Raw genomic sequence first — 18,083 nt, 5'->3', positions numbered from 1 at the left:
CTTTGCCGCGGGCACCACGCCCCTCACACGGGGGCCTACATGGTCAACTCTTGCCCACCCTCCTCTAGATCGGGCGCGACCTGCCGATGTGTTGCCGGGGCCCACGCCCTCGGGTGAGGACGTTGGGCAAGCCCACCAACCGAGACGGCACGAGGTAAACCCTTGAAATCTTCCTATACGAACACGACGGGCCCAAGACGCGCCCAGGCAGGTTTCACCTTGGTGGAGCTCATGATCGTCGTGGTGATCATCGTGATTCTCGCCACGATGGCGGCCTACGGCTACGGCAAGTGGATTAGCCGTGCCCGCCGCGCCGAGGCCGTCGCGATGCTGGCCGAGATGAGCGCCAAAGAGCAGGTGTACATCGGCGAATTCGCTGCTTACTTGCCCCTGCGTGCCGACGACGCGCTCGATGCGCCCAGCACCAACGAGAGCGCGGCGGCGTTTTATCCGATCTCCCCCGACGACGCAGGCTTCAACTCGCGCCGCGTGGCCACGTCGATCGCGAACCCCGCCGGGTGGCCTCAGACCTGGCGCGCGGTGGGCCTGAGGCCGCGACGCTCGGAGCTTTACTGCACGTATATCGTGAACGCCGGTAGGGCGGGCCAGGCGGTGCCGGGCGGCGCCGACTACGGCAACCGCTTGCTGGGTGCCGCGGGTGGCACGATCACACCTTGGTTCTATGCCCTGGCTGCCTGCAATTTCCTTGGGGTGGGTGGTCTTCCGAACAACGTGCACGTCATGGGCGTGACCCACAACTCGTCGGTGATCAGGGAGTTCAACGAAGGCCAGTGAGCGCCGACGAGCCCCCCGCACCGCCGCAGGGTCACGTGGCGCCCCCTTTGCCTCCGAGGGATCCTGCGTGGACGCGCCCGGGCCTGTGGCTCGTGGTGTTGTTGTCCCTTGCTTATGCGCCCATGTTCTGGGGGCAGATCATCTTTTTTCGCGACCCCGCGCACTGGAACTTTCCTGCGCGCGCCTTCGTACGCACCGCGCTTTTGTCGGGTCAGTTCCCCCACTGGAATCCCTACTCGGGCTTGGGGCTGCCGGTGTGGGGCAACCCGCTTTACGCCGTGTTCTACCCACCGAATTGGACCTTGCTGTGGGTTCCCGAGGGCTGGGTGGCCCAGGCCCTGACCTGGCAGAGCTTCGGGCACACGCTGTGGGGTGGGTTCGGGATGCTGTGGCTCGCGCGTCAGTTTCGTTGCGGCAAGGCAGCGCAGCTCGTGGCAGGCCTTGGCTGGGCTCTGTCGGGGTACACGAGTTCGATGTGGTCCGCGGGGCTCTTGGTGATCGCGGGCGCCTGGGTGCCCTGGGTGGCCGTGGGCACGCTGGCCAGCCTGTCCTCTTTACGTGCACGCCGGCCGTTTACGGGGGCGTTGAAGCTGGCCACGCCCGTGGCGCTCGCGTTTTTGGCGGGGGAGCTCTTCGTGGCGCTCATGGCCGTGGGCAGCGGAGCGCTCACCGCCTGGGTGTGGCACCGCCACACGGCCCGCGCCGCGCAGGCCGAAGGCCCTGGCTTGCACCTGACGAGGGCGCACCTCTTCGCGCTTGGGGGGGGGCTTGGGCTGGCGCTGCTCGTGGGGGCGATCATGATCGCGCCGGCGCGCGCGGTGCTGGCGCAGACGCCCCGCGCCCAGGGTGTGGCCCGTGCCGAGGCCGAACGGTATTCGTTCCATCCGATCCGGCTCATCGAGTTCGTTGCCCCCGAGGCCATGGGCATTCCTGCCGTGGACTATCCGGGGGGCCGCTACGCGGGCGAGGCCGCCATCGACGGGGCCCCGCTCGCGTTCAACGCGTATCTTGGGGCCTCATTGTTTTGCCTGGCCTTGCTGGCGTTCGGACGAGGCCGCAAAGAGGCCCTGTGGTTGGGTGGCTTTTGGGTGTTCACGCTCTTCTTGTGTCTTGGGCGCTACACGCCCGTGCACGCGGTGTGGCGCTCGGTGATGCTGCCGTTTGCGTACATGCGCTACCCCGAAAAGTACGTGGTGCTGCTGGTCGCGTGGGTCTGCCTGTTGGCGGCGCTGGGGCTCGAACGCGTACGCCGCATGGACGGTCTGCCCTGGAAACGAGGGCTGGCCTTCCTGGCCCTGGTGCTGGGCTTGGCGGTCACGGCCCCCGCCCTGTTCCCGCCGGGATGGGCCCCCTTCGTGCGCAAAGGCGCCGCCCACGGGGCCCTCGCCATCGCCCTGGTGTTCGCGGCGCTGTGGTTCAAGCGCCGGCGCCCCCGGTGGCTCCCCGCTCTCTTTGCGGGCGTGGTCTTCATGGATCTCGCCCCCACGGCATGGGAGCTGCAACCTTTCGAGGCCGCGCACGTGGCGTCCCGGCCACCCGCCGCTGCGCAGGCGATCCTGAACGACCCGCGTGACCATCCGGCGCCGCCGCGCTTTTATCACAGCCGAAAAACCGTCGACACCGTCCTGCCCTTGGTGCCCGCGTTCACGCGGCAAGACTCCGAGCGGCGTTGGCTCGAGATCTTGACGCCCAACTTCCCCGCGGCCTTCGGCATCACCGTGGTGCCCGGCTACGATGCCGCCACGTCCAACCGGGTGGATCAGATCTGGGAAGAAGGCCTTGGCTTTGGCGCCACCAGCTTGCGCTTGCTGGGGGTGGAATACACCATCTTGCCTGTGCGCGATCCTCGCGCACCCGACAAGCGGGCGTCGCACTACGAGGCCCTCATGGATCCGCTGCCCGGGGCAAGGCTTTACAAAGTTCGCAACACCTTGCCGCGGGTGTACCCGGTGGCCCGCGCAACGGTGTCGAGCGACAAGGACGTCTTGTTCCGCATGTTCACGCCCGAGGTCGCGGACGGCCACCTGGCTTTGCTGGCAGAGGGCCAGGGGGCCCAAGCCCTCGATGCCCCCCTTGGGCGCGCAGGCACATGCCAGCTCACGCGCTACGAGCTGTCGCGGATCGAAGCGCGCTGCACGCTCGATCGACAGGGGCTCATCGTCGTGCTGGAAGGCTACGATCCGGGCTGGACGGCCACGCTGGATGGCAAGGCCGCTCCCCTGTGGCGCACGAACCATGCGATGCGAGGCGTTCCCGCCCCCGCGGGCACGCACCACCTCGTGATGACCTATCAGCCCCCCGGGGTGAGGCTCGCCGCGCTGTTGGCGGGCCTGGGTGTTTTGGGCTTCGTGGCGGTCATCGTGGGGGCGCGGCGTGAGCGGCACACGTAAGTGCGCTGCTCCCCGGGGACGCTTCCGGTCTCAGGGCAGCGCGGCCGACCGCATCCGACGGGTGGCAAGGCGCAAGAGCACCGGCAGCAACAAGAGCCCCAGCAAGGTGGAGGACACGATGCCCCCGATCACCACCGTGGCCAGCGGCCGCTGCACCTCGGCCCCCGCGCGGGTGGAGATGGCCATGGGCAAAAACCCGATGGCGGCCACGAGCGCAGTGGTCAGCATGGGGCGCAGCGTCTTGATCGCGCTCTGCCGCCAGGGATTGAGGCAGCCTGGATCTTCGAGAAGCCGGTGCAGTTCGCTGGCCATGACGACACCGTTCAACACCGCCACACCGCACAGGGCGATGAAGCCAACCGCCGCGGGAATCGAAAACGGCAGGTCGCGCACCACCAGCGCGAAGATGCCGCCCACCACGCCGAACGGAACGCACGCGAACACGCACAGGACCGTGCGCAGATCGCCGAACATCAGGAACAGCATGCCGAAAATGATCCCCAGCGCCACGGGAACCACGAGCATCAGGCGGTTCTTCGCCCGGGTAAAGTTCTCGAACTGGCCCGCCCATTCGAGGTGATACCCGGGCGGAAGCACGACCTTTTGCTCGACCATGCGCCTGGCCTCACCCACGTAGCTCACCAGGTCACGCCCCCGCACGTTGGCCTCCACCAAGAGACGGCGGGAGAAGTTCTCGCGGTTGATGGTGGCAGGGCCCTCCCGCAGCTTCACGTCCGCGACCTGGGCGATGGGAACCATCTTGCTCTGCGCGCTGCTCACCAAAACCTCCCCAATCGACTCGGGATCCACCCCCGGGGGCGGCTGCAGAACCTTTACCGGAAAGCGCCAGGGGCCCTCGAAGACCACGCCGGCCTCGATGCCCGAGCGCGCGGCCTCCACCGTCGCCAGGACGTCGGCCGGCCGAATGCCCACGCGCGCCGCCTTCATGCGGTCCACGTCGACATCGAGAAAGGGCAGCCCCAGGACCCGCTGTACACGCAAGTCACCCGTGCCGTCCAAGCCACGCAGGACGGCGGCCACCTCGTTTCCGATGCTGAGCAGCGTTTCAAGGTCGAAACCGTAAACCTTGATGGCGAGGTCGGCCTTCGACCCCGAGAGCAGCTGGTTGACCCGGTCCTCGATGGGCTGCGACACTGAAACGAAGGTGGCGGGAACCTCGGCCTCGATCGCGTCTTTCATCGCCACGCCCAGATCGTCCATGTCTTTGGCCGTCGTCCATTCGGTCTTGGGGCGCAGCTTCACCCGCACGGCCGATTCGTCGGCACCGACAGGATCGGTGGCCACCTCGGGGCGTCCCAAGCGTGTGACCACCGAGAGGGTTTCGGGAAACCGAGCCACCACCGCTTCGGTTTGTTCGGACAAGGCCTTGGCCGTCGAAAGCCCAATCGAAGGGATGCGCCTGACGTCCAGGGAAAACTCTCCCTCATCGAGCCGGGGCACGAACTCGGCCCCCAGCCGGGCCGCGAACGGCACCGTGACCACGAAGACGAGCCCTCCCGCCAAGATGAGGAAAGCCGGCCGCGCGAGCGCCCGGTTCAAAACACGGCCATAGGCCACGCCCGCTCGATCGAAGAGGGTCTCCTTGGTCCGCGCCTTCGGCGTGCGCAGAGCGTAGGCGCAGGCCGCTGGAAACGTTACGAGTGTAAAGAGCAGGGCCCCCCCAAGTGCCAAAGCCACCGTAATCGCCATGGGGCGGAACATCTTGCCTTCCTGGCCTTCGAGCGCCATCAGCGGCAGGTAGACCATCAGGATGATGGCCACGGCGAAGGTGACCGGCTTGGCCGAGCGCCGCATGGCCGTGGCCACGGCGGTGGGGATTTCGTCGCGTGAGGGTCGATGATGCTCGATGTAATGAAGCGTGCCCTCGAGCATGACGATGGCGCCATCCACCAACAAGCCAAAGTCGATGGCTCCAAGCGACATCAAATTTCCCGTCACACCCAGCTGATGCATGCCGATGACCGCCACACCCATCGAAAGCGGAATCGCCAGCGCCGCCAGCAAGCTGCCCCTCACGCTGCCGAGGGTGAAAAACAGCACCAAAACCACGAGGAAGGCCCCCTCGCCCAGGTTGATCGTGACGGTGCGGAGCATACGCGCGATGAACTCGGCGCGGTCGTAGTAGCTCTTGATCGTGACCCCGGCGGGCAGGTCACGCGCGATCTCCTCGAGCCGCGTCTTCACACCGGCCACCACATCCCGGGAGTTCTGCCCGATGAGCATCATCACCGTGCCCGCGACGATTTCGCCCTTGCCGTGCATGGTGACCACCCCGTAGCGCAAGGCCGACCCCACGCGGATCTCCGCAACGTGAGACAAGCAGGATGGGCGTCCCATCATCGTTTGCGCTCAGCATGGTCGCGGCGATGTCCTCCAGGTCCTTGAACTGCGCCTCTCCCCGCAACACGATCTGCTCGCCGTTCTTTTCGACGTACCCGCCGCCCACGTTCGCGCTGCTCTCCTTCACGGCGCTCAGGACATCCCGCAGATTCAGCCGGAAGGACGCCATGCGTTTGGGGTCCAAGACCACCTGGAACTCTTTGGCCTCTCCGCCCATCGAGTTCACCTCGATCACCCCCGGAACGGAGCGCAGGCGCGGGGCCACCACCCAGTCGAGCAAGGTGCGCAGCTCCATCGGGCTGTGTTGGCTGGAGTCGAGGTAAAATTCGTAAATCTCCCCCAGCCCCGTCGAGACGGGCGCCAGCTCCGGGCGTCCGTAGCCGGGCGGGATCACCGATTCGACCTGCTTGAGCCGCTCGGACACGAGCTGGCGTGCGAACCAGACGTCGACGTGATCCGCGAACACCAACGTGACGGCGGACACGGCGGTCTTGCTCACGGACCTGACCTCCACCATGTCGGGCAGGCCGTTCATGGCGGTCTCCACGGGGTACGTGATGTACTGTTCGACCTCGGACGGCGATAGCCCCGGCGCCGTGGTGAGGATCGAGACCTGGACGTTCGTGACGTCAGGCACGGCGTCGACCGCGAGCCGCGGCAGCGTGAGGGCCGCCACCGCGGCCACGAGCGCCGAGACGGCCAAAACGGCGCTGCGCCGCTGAACGGCGAAGGTGACCAGTCGTTCGAGTACGTTTCCCACGGGGCCCTAAGCTGCAGGAACGCGGCGAAGCCCGGTCATTAATTGATTTTAATTCCCGCCCGGCTAACGGGCGCGGCACGCCGGAACTACTATGTCCCCATGCGGGTACTCGTCGTGGAAGACGATCGCCAGATGGGCAAGTTCCTGGCCCGGGCGCTGGCCGACGACGGCCGTGACGTCTTGGTGGTGGAAAGCGGCCAGGCAGGCCTCGAGCAGGCGTCGACGGCGCCTTTCGATGTCGTGGTGCTCGACTGGATGATGCCGGGTCTCGACGGTCTGCAGGTTTGTGAGGCCCTCCGGCGGCAGCAGCACGACGTTCCCATCTTGATGTTGACGGCTCGTTTCGAGGTGGAAGACCGCGTCCGGGGCCTCCGGGCGGGCGCCGACGACTACCTGACGAAGCCCTTCGAGCTGGAAGAGCTCCTGGCCCGCCTCGACGCCCTGGCACGTCGGGCGCGGGCCAGGCCCCGCGCGCCGGGTGCCCCGGACATGCCCGCGCTCGACTGGCGCGAGCGCAAGCTGCACCTGCCCGAGGGAGCCGCCGTGGAGCTGACATCGCGAGAGTTCACGCTCTTGGCCTACCTGCTCGAGCGGCCTGACCAGTTCGTCAAGCGAGCCGATCTGCTCTCGGACGCCTGGAAGATGCCGTTCGACCCGGGCACGAACGTGGTCGAGGTTTACATGAGCCGCCTCCGTGACAAGCTAGGGGTCCACGCTCACCGGCTCGAGTCCGTTCGAGGGCGAGGCTATCGATGGAAAAGAGATGGCGCGACCCCTCGCTAGCTACCGTCTCAAGTTCGTGGCCGCCGTGAGCGCTTCGAGCCTGGTCACCCTCGGCGGGGCCCTGGCCGTGATCTCGGCGGCCGTGAACCGCGATCAGCAGCGGCAACTGGACGACGTGCTCGTGGCCGAGGCCGCAGAAGAAGCGCGTGAGCTCGCCTCGGCAGACGAAGGCGCGCTCTTGTTACTCGGCTCGCGCCGAGGGCCCGAAGCCAACGACGTGGGTCCCCTCGAACCCTACGCCGCTCTCATCGGCGCGAGCGGCACCGTGATCCGTAGCAGCGCCAACCTCGACGCGATGTGGGTCCCCAAGCTTCCTCGTCGAACGACGGGGTGCTGCATCGACTTCTCCCTCTCTCGGGGCGTGAAGCTGCGCGGCGCCTGGGCGCCGGTGCCGGGCAGGCCCGGACAACGGGTGCTCCTGGCGGTGTCCCGGGCCGATCTGGACGGCGACGCCGCATTCCTCCGGCGTGCCATGTTGGCGGTCTTCGCCGTCGCGTGCGCCTGGACGATCGGTGTGGTGGCCTTCACGATCACGCGCCTCACCCGCGGCTACGCCAAGGTTGCGGAGGTGGCCCGCAACGTCGCGGCCGGCGACCTCGATGCCCGCATGGGCAAGCACCTCGGCACGGGCGAGATCGCGCAGATCGCGCGGGACGTGGACGCCATGATCGAGAGGCTCGGCGCGCTGCTGGTGGCACAAAGACACTTCGTCGCCCACGCGGCCCACGAGCTGCGCACACCGCTCACGGTGATCTTCGGTGAGCTGTCGCTCGCCTTGCGCAAGCCGCGCGCCGCCTCTGACTATCGTGAGACCATCGAACACGCCCTCGCGTCGACCCGGCGGCTCAAGTCGATGGCGGACGATCTGCTTGCTTTGGCCAGGCTCGGCGCTGAGGCCGCGCCTTCGCGCGCCGAGGTGTCACTTCTGTGCGTTCTTGAGGAGGCCCGCGACATGGCAGCCGGGGCGGCGACACGCGAGCGCATCAGGCTTCCGCGCGCGGAAGACGATCGCGTGTACGGGGACCACAACGAACTCGTGAGGCTCTTCCGCAATCTGCTCGAAAACGCCCTTCGCCATGGCCCCTCGGGGACCGAGGTCAACGTGACGTTACAGCACGAGGGGAACGCCTTGCTCGTGGCCGTCCAAGACGGAGGTGTACCACCCGTGGACCCGGACATCCTCTTCGAGCCCTTCCGTAAGGGCGCCACGGGTCGGCAAGAGGGCAGTGGCCTCGGGCTGGCTATCGCGCGCCACATCGCGCGCGCTCACGGAGGCGACGTGCGCCTCGACCCGCACGCCCCCACCACCACCTTCGTGGTGGAGCTTCCCGCTGGCGATACGCCCTCGCCCTCGCCCCCGCGCCGACGCGCGCGCTAAGCTCTTCATCATGAGCCCCGCCGCCGTATCGTCCGCATCTGCCGCTTGGGCTGACGTGCGCCGCCGGCTGCGCGAGATGGACGCGGCGTTCGATCGGGACGGGCTCACCGCCCTCGTCCTCGCCAAGAACTTCGCCGCCCTCGCGCAGGCGTTCCTGCAGGCCATGGAGGCTGACGGCCAGACCAGCTCGCGCTTCCGTGCCGTCGTCAAAGCGCTCGATCTCAAGACGCCGAGCTCGCAGCTCGCGCGCTTTCTCGCCAAGGCAGAGGATTGAGCCGAGGCCCTCACGCCTACCAGGCGGTCACGTTGCTCACGACGGCATAGCGCATGCCCTCCCCGGGCGTATACGCCCACGTGAACGCGAGGGAGGGTACGTTGCGCTCGGCACCTTCGGACCTTGCCCGCTCCACGAGCTGAAAGGAAAGCCCATAGCTCGTGAAGGTCTGCGCCCAGGAGAGGTTCTCGAAGTTCTCCCGAAAGGCATTGCCCTTGTCCACGAAGAGCAAGGCATCCATCCACGGGGCGAGCAGCCATCGATATTGCACCGTGGCCACGAGCGCGGTCGGCCCCCGCAGCCGTCCCGAGCGCAGGCCGCGCAAGCCGCGGGGCCCTGAAGGCGACAGCAGCTCCTCGAACGGAATCGGCGCTGTACCCAGCCGCCACAGGGCGCCGGCCTGCACGCGCAGGTCGAGGCCATGGTGACCAAACGTGAGGACGCGGCCGAACCCCACCTGCACCTTCGCGTGACGGCTGGGATCCCCTGCCACGCCGAGCGTGCCCACGCCCTCGAGCGCACCCAACCAGCCAGAGCCAAAGCGGGGATCGCGTCGGGTATCCAGGGCGAGTTCCCCGCGTCCCTGCAGCACGGTGAGGCCACGCGCAAACCCGGGTACCACGTCACCCCCGAGCGCGCACCGGTTCTCCTGGCCGGGCGGACAGTACACGTTCAGGATCTGTTGCGGTCCGTCTGTAAGCCCGTTGGCGTAGCGGCGGTCGTGAAGGTCCACACCGGTGCGTGTCCGCAGGCCCCCCGCGAGCGGCCAGCGCCAGCCCACGCCCACACCGCGCCCGTGCACCTGGTAGCGAGCCAGGTCGAAACCCTCGTCCCGCAGCGCCTGGGTGCTTTGTCCCGTAAGCCCTCCAAACAGCGCGTCTCCTTGCCAGCACGCCCAGGCAGAGAGCCGCAGACCCGTTCTGCCGGGGGGGCTGAGCGCGAAGGTGGTATCGAAAGAACGTGGCCCTCCGCCCAGATTCAAGCCCAAAAACGATCCGGGCCCCAAGCTGCGCCGGTCGAAAAAGTGCACGCCGCCGGCCAAGGCAAAGCCCGACTCGTAGCGCACGCTGGGCCGCACCCCCACGAGGCGATCGTCGCTGGTGAGCAGCTCGTAGGCGTGGGCCGGCAGCTCGTGCCTCTCGACGAAGCCCACGGCCGCATCCACCGGCGTCGACACGAGCCAGGCGGCCGCCCGTAGCGGTGCCAACAGCCCACGCGCCAGCGCCAGATCGCGCGGGGGAGGGGGCGGGACCCGCCCATCGAGGCCTGGCACGGCGGCAGACTCGGGGCGTCCTCCGGGGGACGCAGGTGCCTCCGCAGCGAGCACGGAACGCCAAAGGCCCAGGACCCCCATCACCACCACAACCCCGGACACGCGGTGGCGGGGGCGTCGCAACGTCAATCGATACGCTCCAGGCCCACGACGTGCAGCCGCCCGCCAACCCCTCGCTGAAGATGGACGTAGCTTGGCCGTGACGTGTGCGTGGCCTCTTGGGTCCTGATCGCCATCACCAGATACGGCGCCTGCCGCGCGGGGCCCGTCTCGGGCAGCGGCACGCACAACCGGGCTTGGGACGTGACCATGTCGGCGCGCGCGACGAGCCGCCCCCGCGCATCGAGCAGCTCGAAGACGTGCCGCGGCGCTGCTGGGTAAAACCCCCGCGCCACCGCGATGTCCAGGTAACACAAGCGCGAGCCCTCCACGTGGGGCGACTCAACGGCGGCATAACCACGCAGGTACGTCTCCCCGATGCGACGTTGGCGCCACACCAGGGCCTCGAAGACGGCATCGGCTTCTCCCCGGCCCGCGTACGCAAAATCAACCAGCGCCCGCAGCTGGGCGCGCGTAAACGACGTGATGACCTTCGCCCCCCAGTAGCCATCCCGCGGGGTCATGCGTAGATGCGCCGGCACCTTTCGGTTCGTGTGAAACGCGCGCGGATCCCAGCCGTGCGTGGGATGAAACCACCCCAGGGCGGGCGGCAGCTGCCCCAAGCTGGCGTGATGTGCCGCCTGGTCGCGCTGCCAGTCACGCTGGTAGATCCCGAGTGTCAACAGTGAGGCCAGCAGTCTCGATAGAGGAAACAAGCTTTCTCGCCCCTCGAAAACATCCTTCCGGCGCCACGACGCCGAGCCCAGACCCGCGCCGAAGTCGATGAAGTGGTGGCGCACGAAACGTCGACCGTCCTCCTCGACGTAGCTGTCGAGCGTGTTCAAGGCGCTCGCGTCGTGAACGTTGAGCCATCCGAACAAAAGGCGCGAGGCGCGCAACGAACGACGATGTTGGTGAGGGATGCGATCATTGGGATCATCCGCGCGGGTGCCCATCATGTCGAACGCGCCCAGCACCTCACCTTCGATCCAGGGGATCGCGGCAGCGGAGACCTCGTCCTCGCGCGTGCGCCCCGCATTCGCCAGCAGTGCGTCCAGGCGCGCCCGCGTGAAGGGCCGCTCCGCCACGCCCGAGAGCTGGAACGTGGCCTTCTCCGCCAGCTGAAACGCGTCCCGGGGCACGTGCAGGCTGAAGGCCCCTGCCACGTTGTAGCCCGCGCCGTAAAAGATCAGATTGCCCATGATCTCGGCCCCCGAACTCAGCCCGGGATGATGCGGGGGATCCAGCTTGATCAAGAACCGATGGCCCTGCGCGTCCGTGGCGGAGAAGCCAGCCGCCGCACCCCGGTCCTTGCTCTTCGTGACCGCTAGCGGCAACACCGGTGGCCGCGCCCCCGGGGGGCCTGCCAACAGCGCCTCCGTGGTCATGGGTGCAAGGTGGTGACGGGCGCAAAACCACGTCGAGCACGGCACCTCGTCGCGTGCGTTGACGTCCTCGGCGGGTTTCATCTGCTCGAGCGACAAGAAGCGCTGCAGCTCGCGGCTGCCGAAGTCGCGTACGAAGAGCCCCAGGTCTTGCGCCTCGAGCTGCCTGCGCACGGGGACCTCTGCCACGTGACCGCGATCGTCCTCCTGCCAGATCACCGGTGTGCCCGGAAAAGGCCGGAACCCCGCGCTCCGTGGCGCACAGGACACCCCGCTACTCAGCCACCACGCGGCCCACAAAAAGTACTTGAGCGCCATGCCCCCCCACGGCAGTTGCAAGCACCTGGCCAAAAGCCGCAAACGGGGGGCTCGCTCCCGTGGTGCTTGCACGCCCCGGTTGGAGGCGATCTCAGTTCGCCGGTGGCGGACCCAAGCGGAACCAGGCGCGCCTCGGCGCGAAACAGCTCCGGCACTGCAAGTCCACGCGCCGCAGTTGCACGCCGTTGCGGAACTCGGCCTCGTGGGCCACGAGCAGCAGCTCGCCCTCGCAACGGCCACAGCGATGGGCGCGGGCCTTCACCTCGATCACCGAAGCCGAGCTCACCTCCACCGCACGTTCGGGGCTGCCACCGGCGCTCTCGTGGACCAGCCGATCCAGCTTATCCACGAGCTTGGTGAGTTCCCGGCGTTTTTCACGCTGGTGGGCGCGCGGGCGCTTGGGGCGGGTCGACATGTTCGCCCGCCATGATGCGCGTGAGGCCCTGCAAACACCAGCTGTGCCTGTGCCTCCCCACGCCAGGGGCTCTTGTCAAAGGGTGACGTTTTGACAGACTCCCCCGATGCGAACAGCGTGGCTCGTGGGGGCGGTGGTTGTGCTCGCTGGCCGCCCGGGGGTGGCGCAGGACCTGGGCGCCCTGCCTGCGGCCCCGCCCCGCTACGGCGATGCGGGCAGCCACCACGTGGGTGTGGCCCTCGGGCTGGGCGGTGGCGGCAACGGGTTCGTGTGGGCCGCCGGAGCCGAATACGGCCACTTCCTGTTCGACGGGCTCGCTCCCACGGTCGAGGTGGACGTGTCCGGGGGCTCCGAGGTCCTCACGGTGGCCAGCACCATGGCCGCCGTGCGGTGGCTGCCCTGGCGCGCGGGCCCTCTGTGGCCCCTGCTGGTGCCGCGGGCGGGGCGGCTGTTCGTGGAGAATAACCCCGATCTGTGGGGGGCAGGCGCCACCGTGGGTGCGCTCGTGGCGCTCGGCGGCCCTATGGCCCTGCAGATCTCCTACGATTACCTCCGCCTTTTCCCGGGCACCGACTGTGAAGCCTTGTCGAACGGCTGCAGCCTCGAGCGCTGGGGCTTGGGCCTCGTGCTGGGCTTCTGAGTGCCGGCCCACCCTCGGTCCCCGCGCAGTGCCCAGCCCCGGCCTCCGCGTGGTGCCCCCTCCCAGACCTTCATGGTGCGCGGGCTCTTGGCGCTGGCCGTCCTGGTCCTTCTGTTCACCACCTGCCACACCTCCCGCCGGAGCCCACCGACACCCGCGCTCATGCAAGCCCCCCGTACGCCGGCCTCGTTTACCGCGGCCAAGCGCCGGGCGGCCGCGATCTATGCCGATCATCGGGAAACCTTCTACTGCAGCTGTTCCTTTTCTGCCGAGGGCCTCATCGAAGCGCGTGGCTGCGGCTACCGTCCGCGGGGCCGAAGCCGCACGAGCCAGCGCCTCACATGGGAGCACGTGGTGCCCGCCTCGGCCTTCGGATCCCAGCGCTCCTGTTGGCGGGATCGGCCTTGTCTCGACCGCAACGGCCGTCGGCTCGACGGCCGCGCATGCTGCCGCAAGATCGACGATGAGTTCCGCCGTATGGAAGCCGATCTTCACAACCTGGTCCCCGCCCTCGGCGAGCTCAACCAAGCCCGCGCGCACTTCACTTTCGGCAACGTGCCCGGCGAGCCCCGCGCGTTCGGCCAGTGTGACTTCGAGATCGACGTCGCCAGGCAAACCGCCGAGCTGCCGGCCTCCCGCCGCGGTGACGTGGCTCGCGCGTACCTCTACATGAACCTCGTCTATCCGGAAGCCTTTCGACTTTCGGGGGCGGAGCGTGCGCGCCTCGAGGCGTGGCACCACGCCGATCCCCCGGACGCCTGGGAGCGCACCCGGAACGCCCGCATCGCGGCCGAGCAGGGCGTGGCCAACCCCTTCGTGGGCCGCTGAGCCCACCCCTCCGCATGAGGGCTGGGGTCTGCACCTCAGGGGGGCAGCGCTCGTTGGGCTCGGCGAAACGGCTTTTAGGAACGCAGCCGTCTCGGCCAGCACCTCACGAGGGATCTCGTGTCCCCCGGCGAAGGGAATCCACGTCACGGGCAGCCGTGCCTCGCGGAGCACCGCGCTCAGCTCCTCGGCCAGGAAAAAGGGCAAGATCGGATCGTCGTGCCCATGGCTCAGCAGCACGGGGAACGGCGCCACAGGGCGCGCAAGCTGAGCCCGCCAGCGCGGCTCGGCCAAAAACGTCCCCGAGAGCACGACGAGCCCGCCAAGCGTTGCCTCGAGCCCCAGCGCCACGTCCGTCGCCAGCATGGCGCCCTGGGAGAATCCCCCCAGCACCACCTGGGACGCGGGCAGGCCAAAGTGCCGCTTCGCCTCATCAATCAGGGCGCGCACCTTGTCGTGGGCTTCGACGAGGCCCTGCGGCTGCTCCTGACGCAGGTCCCGCTCCCCACCGCGCTCACGCAGCTTCATCAGGCGATCGATGTCGAGGTGCCACCACGCACGGCCCCCTCCCGGGCTCACGAGCGGCGCCTCGGGGAAAAGGAACAGCCGTCCCGGACTCCGCAGCACCTGCCCAAGCGGCACCAAATCGTCTCCCGGAGCGCCCCAGCCATGCAGCAGCACCACGATCTGCTGCGGATCTCGCCGCTCTCCCAAGGTGCGCACCCTCAGCCCTCCCCAGCTGACCTCGGCACCTAGCGGCGCGTGCGCCGGCAGGCCCGGCGCTCCGGCCTTGCGGCACGCCGGGGAAGACATCAAGGTGGCCATCGCCAACATGGCACCGGAGGGTTTGGTCAAGGATGCGAGCGCATGCATGGGGGCGAAAGCTTAGCCGCCAAACACCCCCACCAAAAGCCCCTCGCGGCCCCACAGGGCCGAAGCGCTGTTCGCCACCGTTTAGAGGAAGCTCACCGGGCTCGGTTGCGGCGATTTCACGTAGTCGCGGTACTGCGCATCGGGAAGCCCGAGCGAAGCCAAGATGCCCATGTGCAGATCGGCGATCCGCCGCGACCCCACGTCGTCGTAGTAGTCGCCCTTCACCAGGCTCGGCCCACCAGCGATCACCGTGGCGATGTTGCTTTGGTCGTGAGTCTGTGGCCCATGCTCGCTCGTGAACCAGATCAACGTCTCGTCGATCAGGCTCTGGGCACCTTCCTTCACGTCGGCAAGCTGCTTGATGAGGCTGGCAAGCTGGCCCGTGTGGTAGGGCGTGAGCAGCGCGTGCGTCGAACGGAAATCGTGGCTATCGGGATGCTGCTGGCGCTTGCCGTCAGGCGCCGCATCCAGATCCTTGCCTCCCGTGTGATCGATGAAGTACGAGGCGTTGATGTTGCCCCACGCAGGAGTAATCACCAGGTTCACCACCTGGGTGTAACCGCACTTGAGCATCAGCACGGCGATATCGCGCATGTCCTTGGCCACGCGCGGCGCGATCCCGTTGGCGTACGCCAGATCCCAGCTGCCGTTCTTCTTGGCGGTCTCGGGTTTGTCGGGCGTATCGCAGGACAGGGGCTTCGTGGACGTCAGCGATTTCTCGATCTCGGAAATGTAATCGAGGTGCGCTTCCACCTCCTGCTTGTCGGCGCCACTCAACCGGTTGAGCACGGATTCGTTGGCCTTCAATACGCCATTGAGCACCGACCGGCGCCGGTCCTTCGCCGGATCGTTGGCGCCCGGCGCGGGCTGGTTGGCTCCGCCGTTTCCGAACAGCGCGGCGAAGGCGGCCGCGGGATCGAACTCGGCCTCGGGCTTCTGCAGGCTGCTGCCCCCCGGGATGAGCCCGTTTTTCGTGCCGCTGAAGTAACAAGACGACTTGAACTCGATCGTCGAGGTCTGCCGCCCCGCGGGCGAGCAGGCCAAAAACGCCACGTCGGTGGTGCCGGACCGGAACTTGTCGTACGAGGCCACGTAGCGGTCCAGCGTGGCCACGCTGGGCGCGTTGTTCGTCATCTTCTGGTAGCCAGGCAGCACACCCACCACGGACTTCATGCACTGGCCGTGTTGATTCGACTGCGCCAAGCCCGACGTGCTGATCCCGTCGATGATGCGCACGTACTTCTTGATCGCCGGGTCGCTGATGGAGTTCATCAGGTCCTTTTGGCGCAGACCGTATTGCCCCTTCGAAATCAGGCGCTTGATCTTCGCCTGGTAGGCGTCGTCCGTGGTGAACTCGAAGTTGAGCTGCGCGGGCAACGGGCCGCTGCCGTTTCGGGGCGCCCAGGTCGTCTTCGACCCGTCACGCTTGCTGTAGCTCACGCCGAAGTACACTTCGACGAAGCGCTTGGCCAGAGCGTCCCCGTTGGCATAGGCGTTTCCGTTCGAGTTCAGCATGCCTTCCAGCGCCGGCAGCCAGATGGTCGAAGCCGCACCTTTGAGAAACAGGCGGCGCGGCAGAGCCACGTTACGGACCTGACGCGTGGGCTTGGCTTTGTCGGAGGTCTTCATGGTCGTACTTCCTGTTCGCAACGGGTCGAAAATCGCTAACGCCGCTTCAGCCTTCGGACTTGTAGGTGAGGGCCCCGCTCTTCACCAGGCCCACCATCAGGTCACGAAGTGACTTCGCACCCTCCCGGTACTCGCGGTGCATGTCTGCCAAGGTCTTGGTGTCGGGGTTGTCGTCATGGCGGCCGAGCGACCAGCTGAACACGTTCCTCACCATGCAGGCCTCTACGTCGGGGCTGGCAGAGAGCACACCGGCAAGCCCGGGCAAGCCATCGACATCTTGCGCTCCCAGCACCTTCACGAACGCCTTCGCACTCACGGGCTTTTTGCCCCCCGGCGCACCCTCGACCGCCTCGAACTCCCTGTACTTCCCAATCGCGTCGAAGTGCTCGAACGCAAAGCCCACACCATCCATCAAGTCGTGACAGAAGTTGCAATTGCTGTCGCCCAGCATGTAGCGCTCCGTGCGTTCGCGAACCGTCTCGGGCTCGGTTTGCGAGGCCGGCAGCTCGGCAGGGGCGTTGGCCGGCGGTTCTCCCACGGCTCCACACAGGTAGCGCTCGAGAACCGCCTTGCCCCGCAGGGTGGGTGAGTGGCGCTCGAAGGCGCTGTGGGCCGCGATGAAGCTGGCGTGACTCAAGATCCCGCGGCGATTCGCAGGCAACTTGAACTTCCCTTCGCCCATGCTGTCGAGCCCTCCCCCGTAGAAGGACTTGACCCGGTCGTCCAGGAAGCTGAAGTCCGCTCCGTAAAGGTCGAGGAGCGGTTCGTCGTTCTTGACGAAGTGGTCCACCAGCGCGTCCGTTTCTTTCACGATCGAGGTGGCCAGCTCCTGGTTCCAATCCCCGAAGGAAGGATCCTTCGAGGCGCGCTTGGCCAGGTCGTAGCCCATCCACTCCCGCACGAAGTGGCGTCCGGCCCGCTCGAACTTCGCAGGGGCGCGCTCGATCATGTTGCGGGCCGTATCCAAAACGCCTTGATCGTCGTCGAGACCTCCCGCATCGACGCGGTCGAGCAGCTCCCGGTCGGGCACGGAGTTCCACAGCACCATGGCAAGCCGGGCAGCGATCGCAGCCGGCGTGCGGCGGAAAAAGCCGTTGTCCGCCTTCGTCGTTGCGGCTTCGTCGATGGCGTACAGGAAGGCCGGCGATTGCAGCAAGATCTCGAGACCGAGCTGCGCGCCGGCCCAAAAATCTCCGCCCTTGCTCGCCATCTCGCCCTTGGCAGCCTCCACCACGGGCGTTCGTTCGGCGTCGGCGAGCGGGCGGCGGAACAAAAGTCGCCCGTACTCGGAGACGAACGCCGCCAGACACGCGTCCTTGCTGCCACAGGCGCTGTCGTTGAACAGCGCGGCCCGCTTTGCGCTGGCCGTCGCGGCGCTGGCCACGGTGCCCGCCGCACGCTCGTAGGCTTGAACCATGCCGCCCGACGGGTCCGACTGGGTCTCGTCGTTCGAGAACGCCTCGAGCCGTCGGTCGTCGTTCAGCTCGGCCGATAGATCCGGACTCACCGCCAAAATGTCGGAAACGGCGTTCAGGTACTGCTCATTGGTCAGACGCTTGAAGGCCCGCGGCCCCGGGTGAAAGGGCTTGCTTCCGTCGAAAAGCTCTCCGTTCGGGCCCGGAGTGACGGGACCGGGGGTGCCCCCAGCACCGCTCCCCGAGGTGCCCCCGCTGCCGCTGCCGCTCCCGTTCCTACCGCCGGTGTTCGAGCCGCCGTTGCCGCCCTCGTCGTCGACGTTCGGGTCCTCACTGGCCACCCCCGTGCAAGCGGCGGTGGCAAACCACAAGGCCAGGATGCTGCGCTGAATGCCCACGGTCGAACTCCTTTGTGACGGGTGCGGACGGGTCGGAGCTCTGAGAAACCACGCAGGGAACTCGCGCCGACA

The 18,083-nt window shown here is 67.5% G+C and carries 14 protein-coding genes and 1 pseudogene; 7 read left to right on the top strand and 8 right to left on the bottom strand.

Annotated features, from left to right (window positions below; translation table 11 throughout):
• Nucleotides 1-162: 162 nt before the first annotated feature.
• Complete coding sequence (locus KA712_14470; protein ID MCG5054165.1) at nt 163-795, top strand: prepilin-type N-terminal cleavage/methylation domain-containing protein; 633 nt, start codon at nt 163-165, stop codon at nt 793-795.
• Nucleotides 792-3,185, top strand: a complete 2,394-nt coding sequence (locus KA712_14465) for a YfhO family protein (GenBank protein ID MCG5054164.1) — start codon at nt 792-794, stop codon at nt 3,183-3,185. The genes KA712_14470 and KA712_14465 overlap by 4 nt, the downstream gene beginning before the upstream one ends.
• 30 nt (nt 3,186-3,215) lie before the next feature.
• Here KA712_14465 and KA712_14460 read toward each other — a convergent pair whose 3' ends face one another.
• Both KA712_14460 and KA712_14455 read right to left on the bottom strand, forming a co-directional pair.
• Entirely contained in the window at nt 3,216-5,468 is a 2,253-nt protein-coding gene (locus KA712_14460; protein ID MCG5054163.1) for a CusA/CzcA family heavy metal efflux RND transporter, read from the bottom strand.
• Entirely contained in the window at nt 5,359-6,306 is a 948-nt protein-coding gene (locus KA712_14455) for an efflux RND transporter permease subunit (protein ID MCG5054162.1), read from the bottom strand. The genes KA712_14460 and KA712_14455 overlap by 110 nt, the downstream gene beginning before the upstream one ends.
• 99 nt (nt 6,307-6,405) lie before the next feature.
• Between KA712_14455 and KA712_14450 the strand changes: the two genes are divergently transcribed.
• Genes KA712_14450 through KA712_14440 form a run of 3 tightly spaced genes read left to right on the top strand, consistent with a single transcriptional unit; the run spans nt 6,406 to nt 8,741 of the window.
• Entirely contained in the window at nt 6,406-7,089 is a 684-nt protein-coding gene (locus KA712_14450) for a response regulator transcription factor (GenBank protein MCG5054161.1), read from the top strand.
• Entirely contained in the window at nt 7,070-8,467 is a 1,398-nt protein-coding gene (locus tag KA712_14445) for a HAMP domain-containing histidine kinase (protein MCG5054160.1), read from the top strand. The genes KA712_14450 and KA712_14445 overlap by 20 nt, the downstream gene beginning before the upstream one ends.
• A gap of 10 nt (nt 8,468-8,477) precedes the next feature.
• The gene (locus KA712_14440; GenBank protein ID MCG5054159.1) at nt 8,478-8,741 is read left to right on the top strand and encodes a hypothetical protein; all 264 of its coding nucleotides are present in this window, start codon (nt 8,478-8,480) and stop codon (nt 8,739-8,741) included.
• Between the two features lie 16 nt (nt 8,742-8,757).
• Here KA712_14440 and KA712_14435 read toward each other — a convergent pair whose 3' ends face one another.
• The 3 genes from KA712_14435 to KA712_14425 all read right to left on the bottom strand — a co-directional run bounded on the left by KA712_14435 (nt 8,758) and on the right by KA712_14425 (nt 12,231).
• A complete protein-coding gene (locus tag KA712_14435; GenBank protein MCG5054158.1) occupies nt 8,758-10,137 on the bottom strand; it encodes a hypothetical protein in 1,380 nt (459 codons plus the stop codon).
• Nucleotides 10,138-10,139: 2 nt separating this feature from the next.
• The gene (locus tag KA712_14430) at nt 10,140-11,837 is read right to left on the bottom strand and encodes a hypothetical protein (protein MCG5054157.1); all 1,698 of its coding nucleotides are present in this window, start codon (nt 11,835-11,837) and stop codon (nt 10,140-10,142) included.
• A 70-nt stretch (nt 11,838-11,907) separates the two neighbouring features.
• Nucleotides 11,908-12,231, bottom strand: a complete 324-nt coding sequence (locus KA712_14425; GenBank protein MCG5054156.1) for a hypothetical protein — start codon at nt 12,229-12,231, stop codon at nt 11,908-11,910.
• A gap of 106 nt (nt 12,232-12,337) precedes the next feature.
• On the opposite strand from KA712_14425, the gene KA712_14420 reads away from it, so the two are divergent.
• Both KA712_14420 and KA712_14415 read left to right on the top strand, forming a co-directional pair.
• Complete coding sequence (locus KA712_14420; protein MCG5054155.1) at nt 12,338-12,871, top strand: hypothetical protein; 534 nt, start codon at nt 12,338-12,340, stop codon at nt 12,869-12,871.
• A 72-nt stretch (nt 12,872-12,943) separates the two neighbouring features.
• Nucleotides 12,944-13,699 (top strand): endonuclease, encoded by a 756-nt coding sequence (locus KA712_14415; protein MCG5054154.1) that lies wholly within the window; start codon nt 12,944-12,946, stop codon nt 13,697-13,699.
• Nucleotides 13,700-13,765: 66 nt separating this feature from the next.
• Here the strand turns inward: KA712_14415 and KA712_14410 are convergent.
• From KA712_14410 to KA712_14400, 3 genes and pseudogenes are all read right to left on the bottom strand, one after another.
• Nucleotides 13,766-14,569, bottom strand: a pseudogene (locus KA712_14410) (hypothetical protein).
• Between the two features lie 81 nt (nt 14,570-14,650).
• Entirely contained in the window at nt 14,651-16,198 is a 1,548-nt protein-coding gene (locus KA712_14405) for a DUF1552 domain-containing protein (protein ID MCG5054153.1), read from the bottom strand.
• Between the two features lie 46 nt (nt 16,199-16,244).
• Nucleotides 16,245-18,011 (bottom strand): DUF1588 domain-containing protein, encoded by a 1,767-nt coding sequence (locus tag KA712_14400; GenBank protein ID MCG5054152.1) that lies wholly within the window; start codon nt 18,009-18,011, stop codon nt 16,245-16,247.
• Nucleotides 18,012-18,083 lie beyond the last annotated feature (72 nt).

It is taken from the genome of Myxococcales bacterium (assembly GCA_022184915.1).
Taxonomy (GTDB): Bacteria; Myxococcota_A; Polyangia; order Fen-1088; family Fen-1088; genus JAGTJU01.
The sequence above is the reverse complement of the archived record's forward strand: the minus strand, read 5'-3'. Positions and strand labels throughout refer to the sequence as shown.

Excerpts from the sequence above, each read along its gene's own strand:
- KA712_14460 (MCG5054163.1), bottom strand. The coding sequence starts at position 5,468 with ATGCACGGCAAGGGCGAAATCGTCGCGGGCACGGTGATGATGCTCATC.
- KA712_14450 (MCG5054161.1), top strand. The coding sequence starts at position 6,406 with ATGCGGGTACTCGTCGTGGAAGACGATCGCCAGATGGGCAAGTTCCTG.
- KA712_14445 (MCG5054160.1), top strand. The coding sequence starts at position 7,070 with ATGGCGCGACCCCTCGCTAGCTACCGTCTCAAGTTCGTGGCCGCCGTG.
- KA712_14440 (MCG5054159.1), top strand. The coding sequence starts at position 8,478 with ATGAGCCCCGCCGCCGTATCGTCCGCATCTGCCGCTTGGGCTGACGTG.
- KA712_14425 (MCG5054156.1), bottom strand. The coding sequence starts at position 12,231 with ATGTCGACCCGCCCCAAGCGCCCGCGCGCCCACCAGCGTGAAAAACGC.
- KA712_14420 (MCG5054155.1), top strand. The coding sequence starts at position 12,338 with ATGCGAACAGCGTGGCTCGTGGGGGCGGTGGTTGTGCTCGCTGGCCGC.
- KA712_14415 (MCG5054154.1), top strand. The coding sequence starts at position 12,944 with ATGGTGCGCGGGCTCTTGGCGCTGGCCGTCCTGGTCCTTCTGTTCACC.
- KA712_14405 (MCG5054153.1), bottom strand. The coding sequence starts at position 16,198 with ATGAAGACCTCCGACAAAGCCAAGCCCACGCGTCAGGTCCGTAACGTG.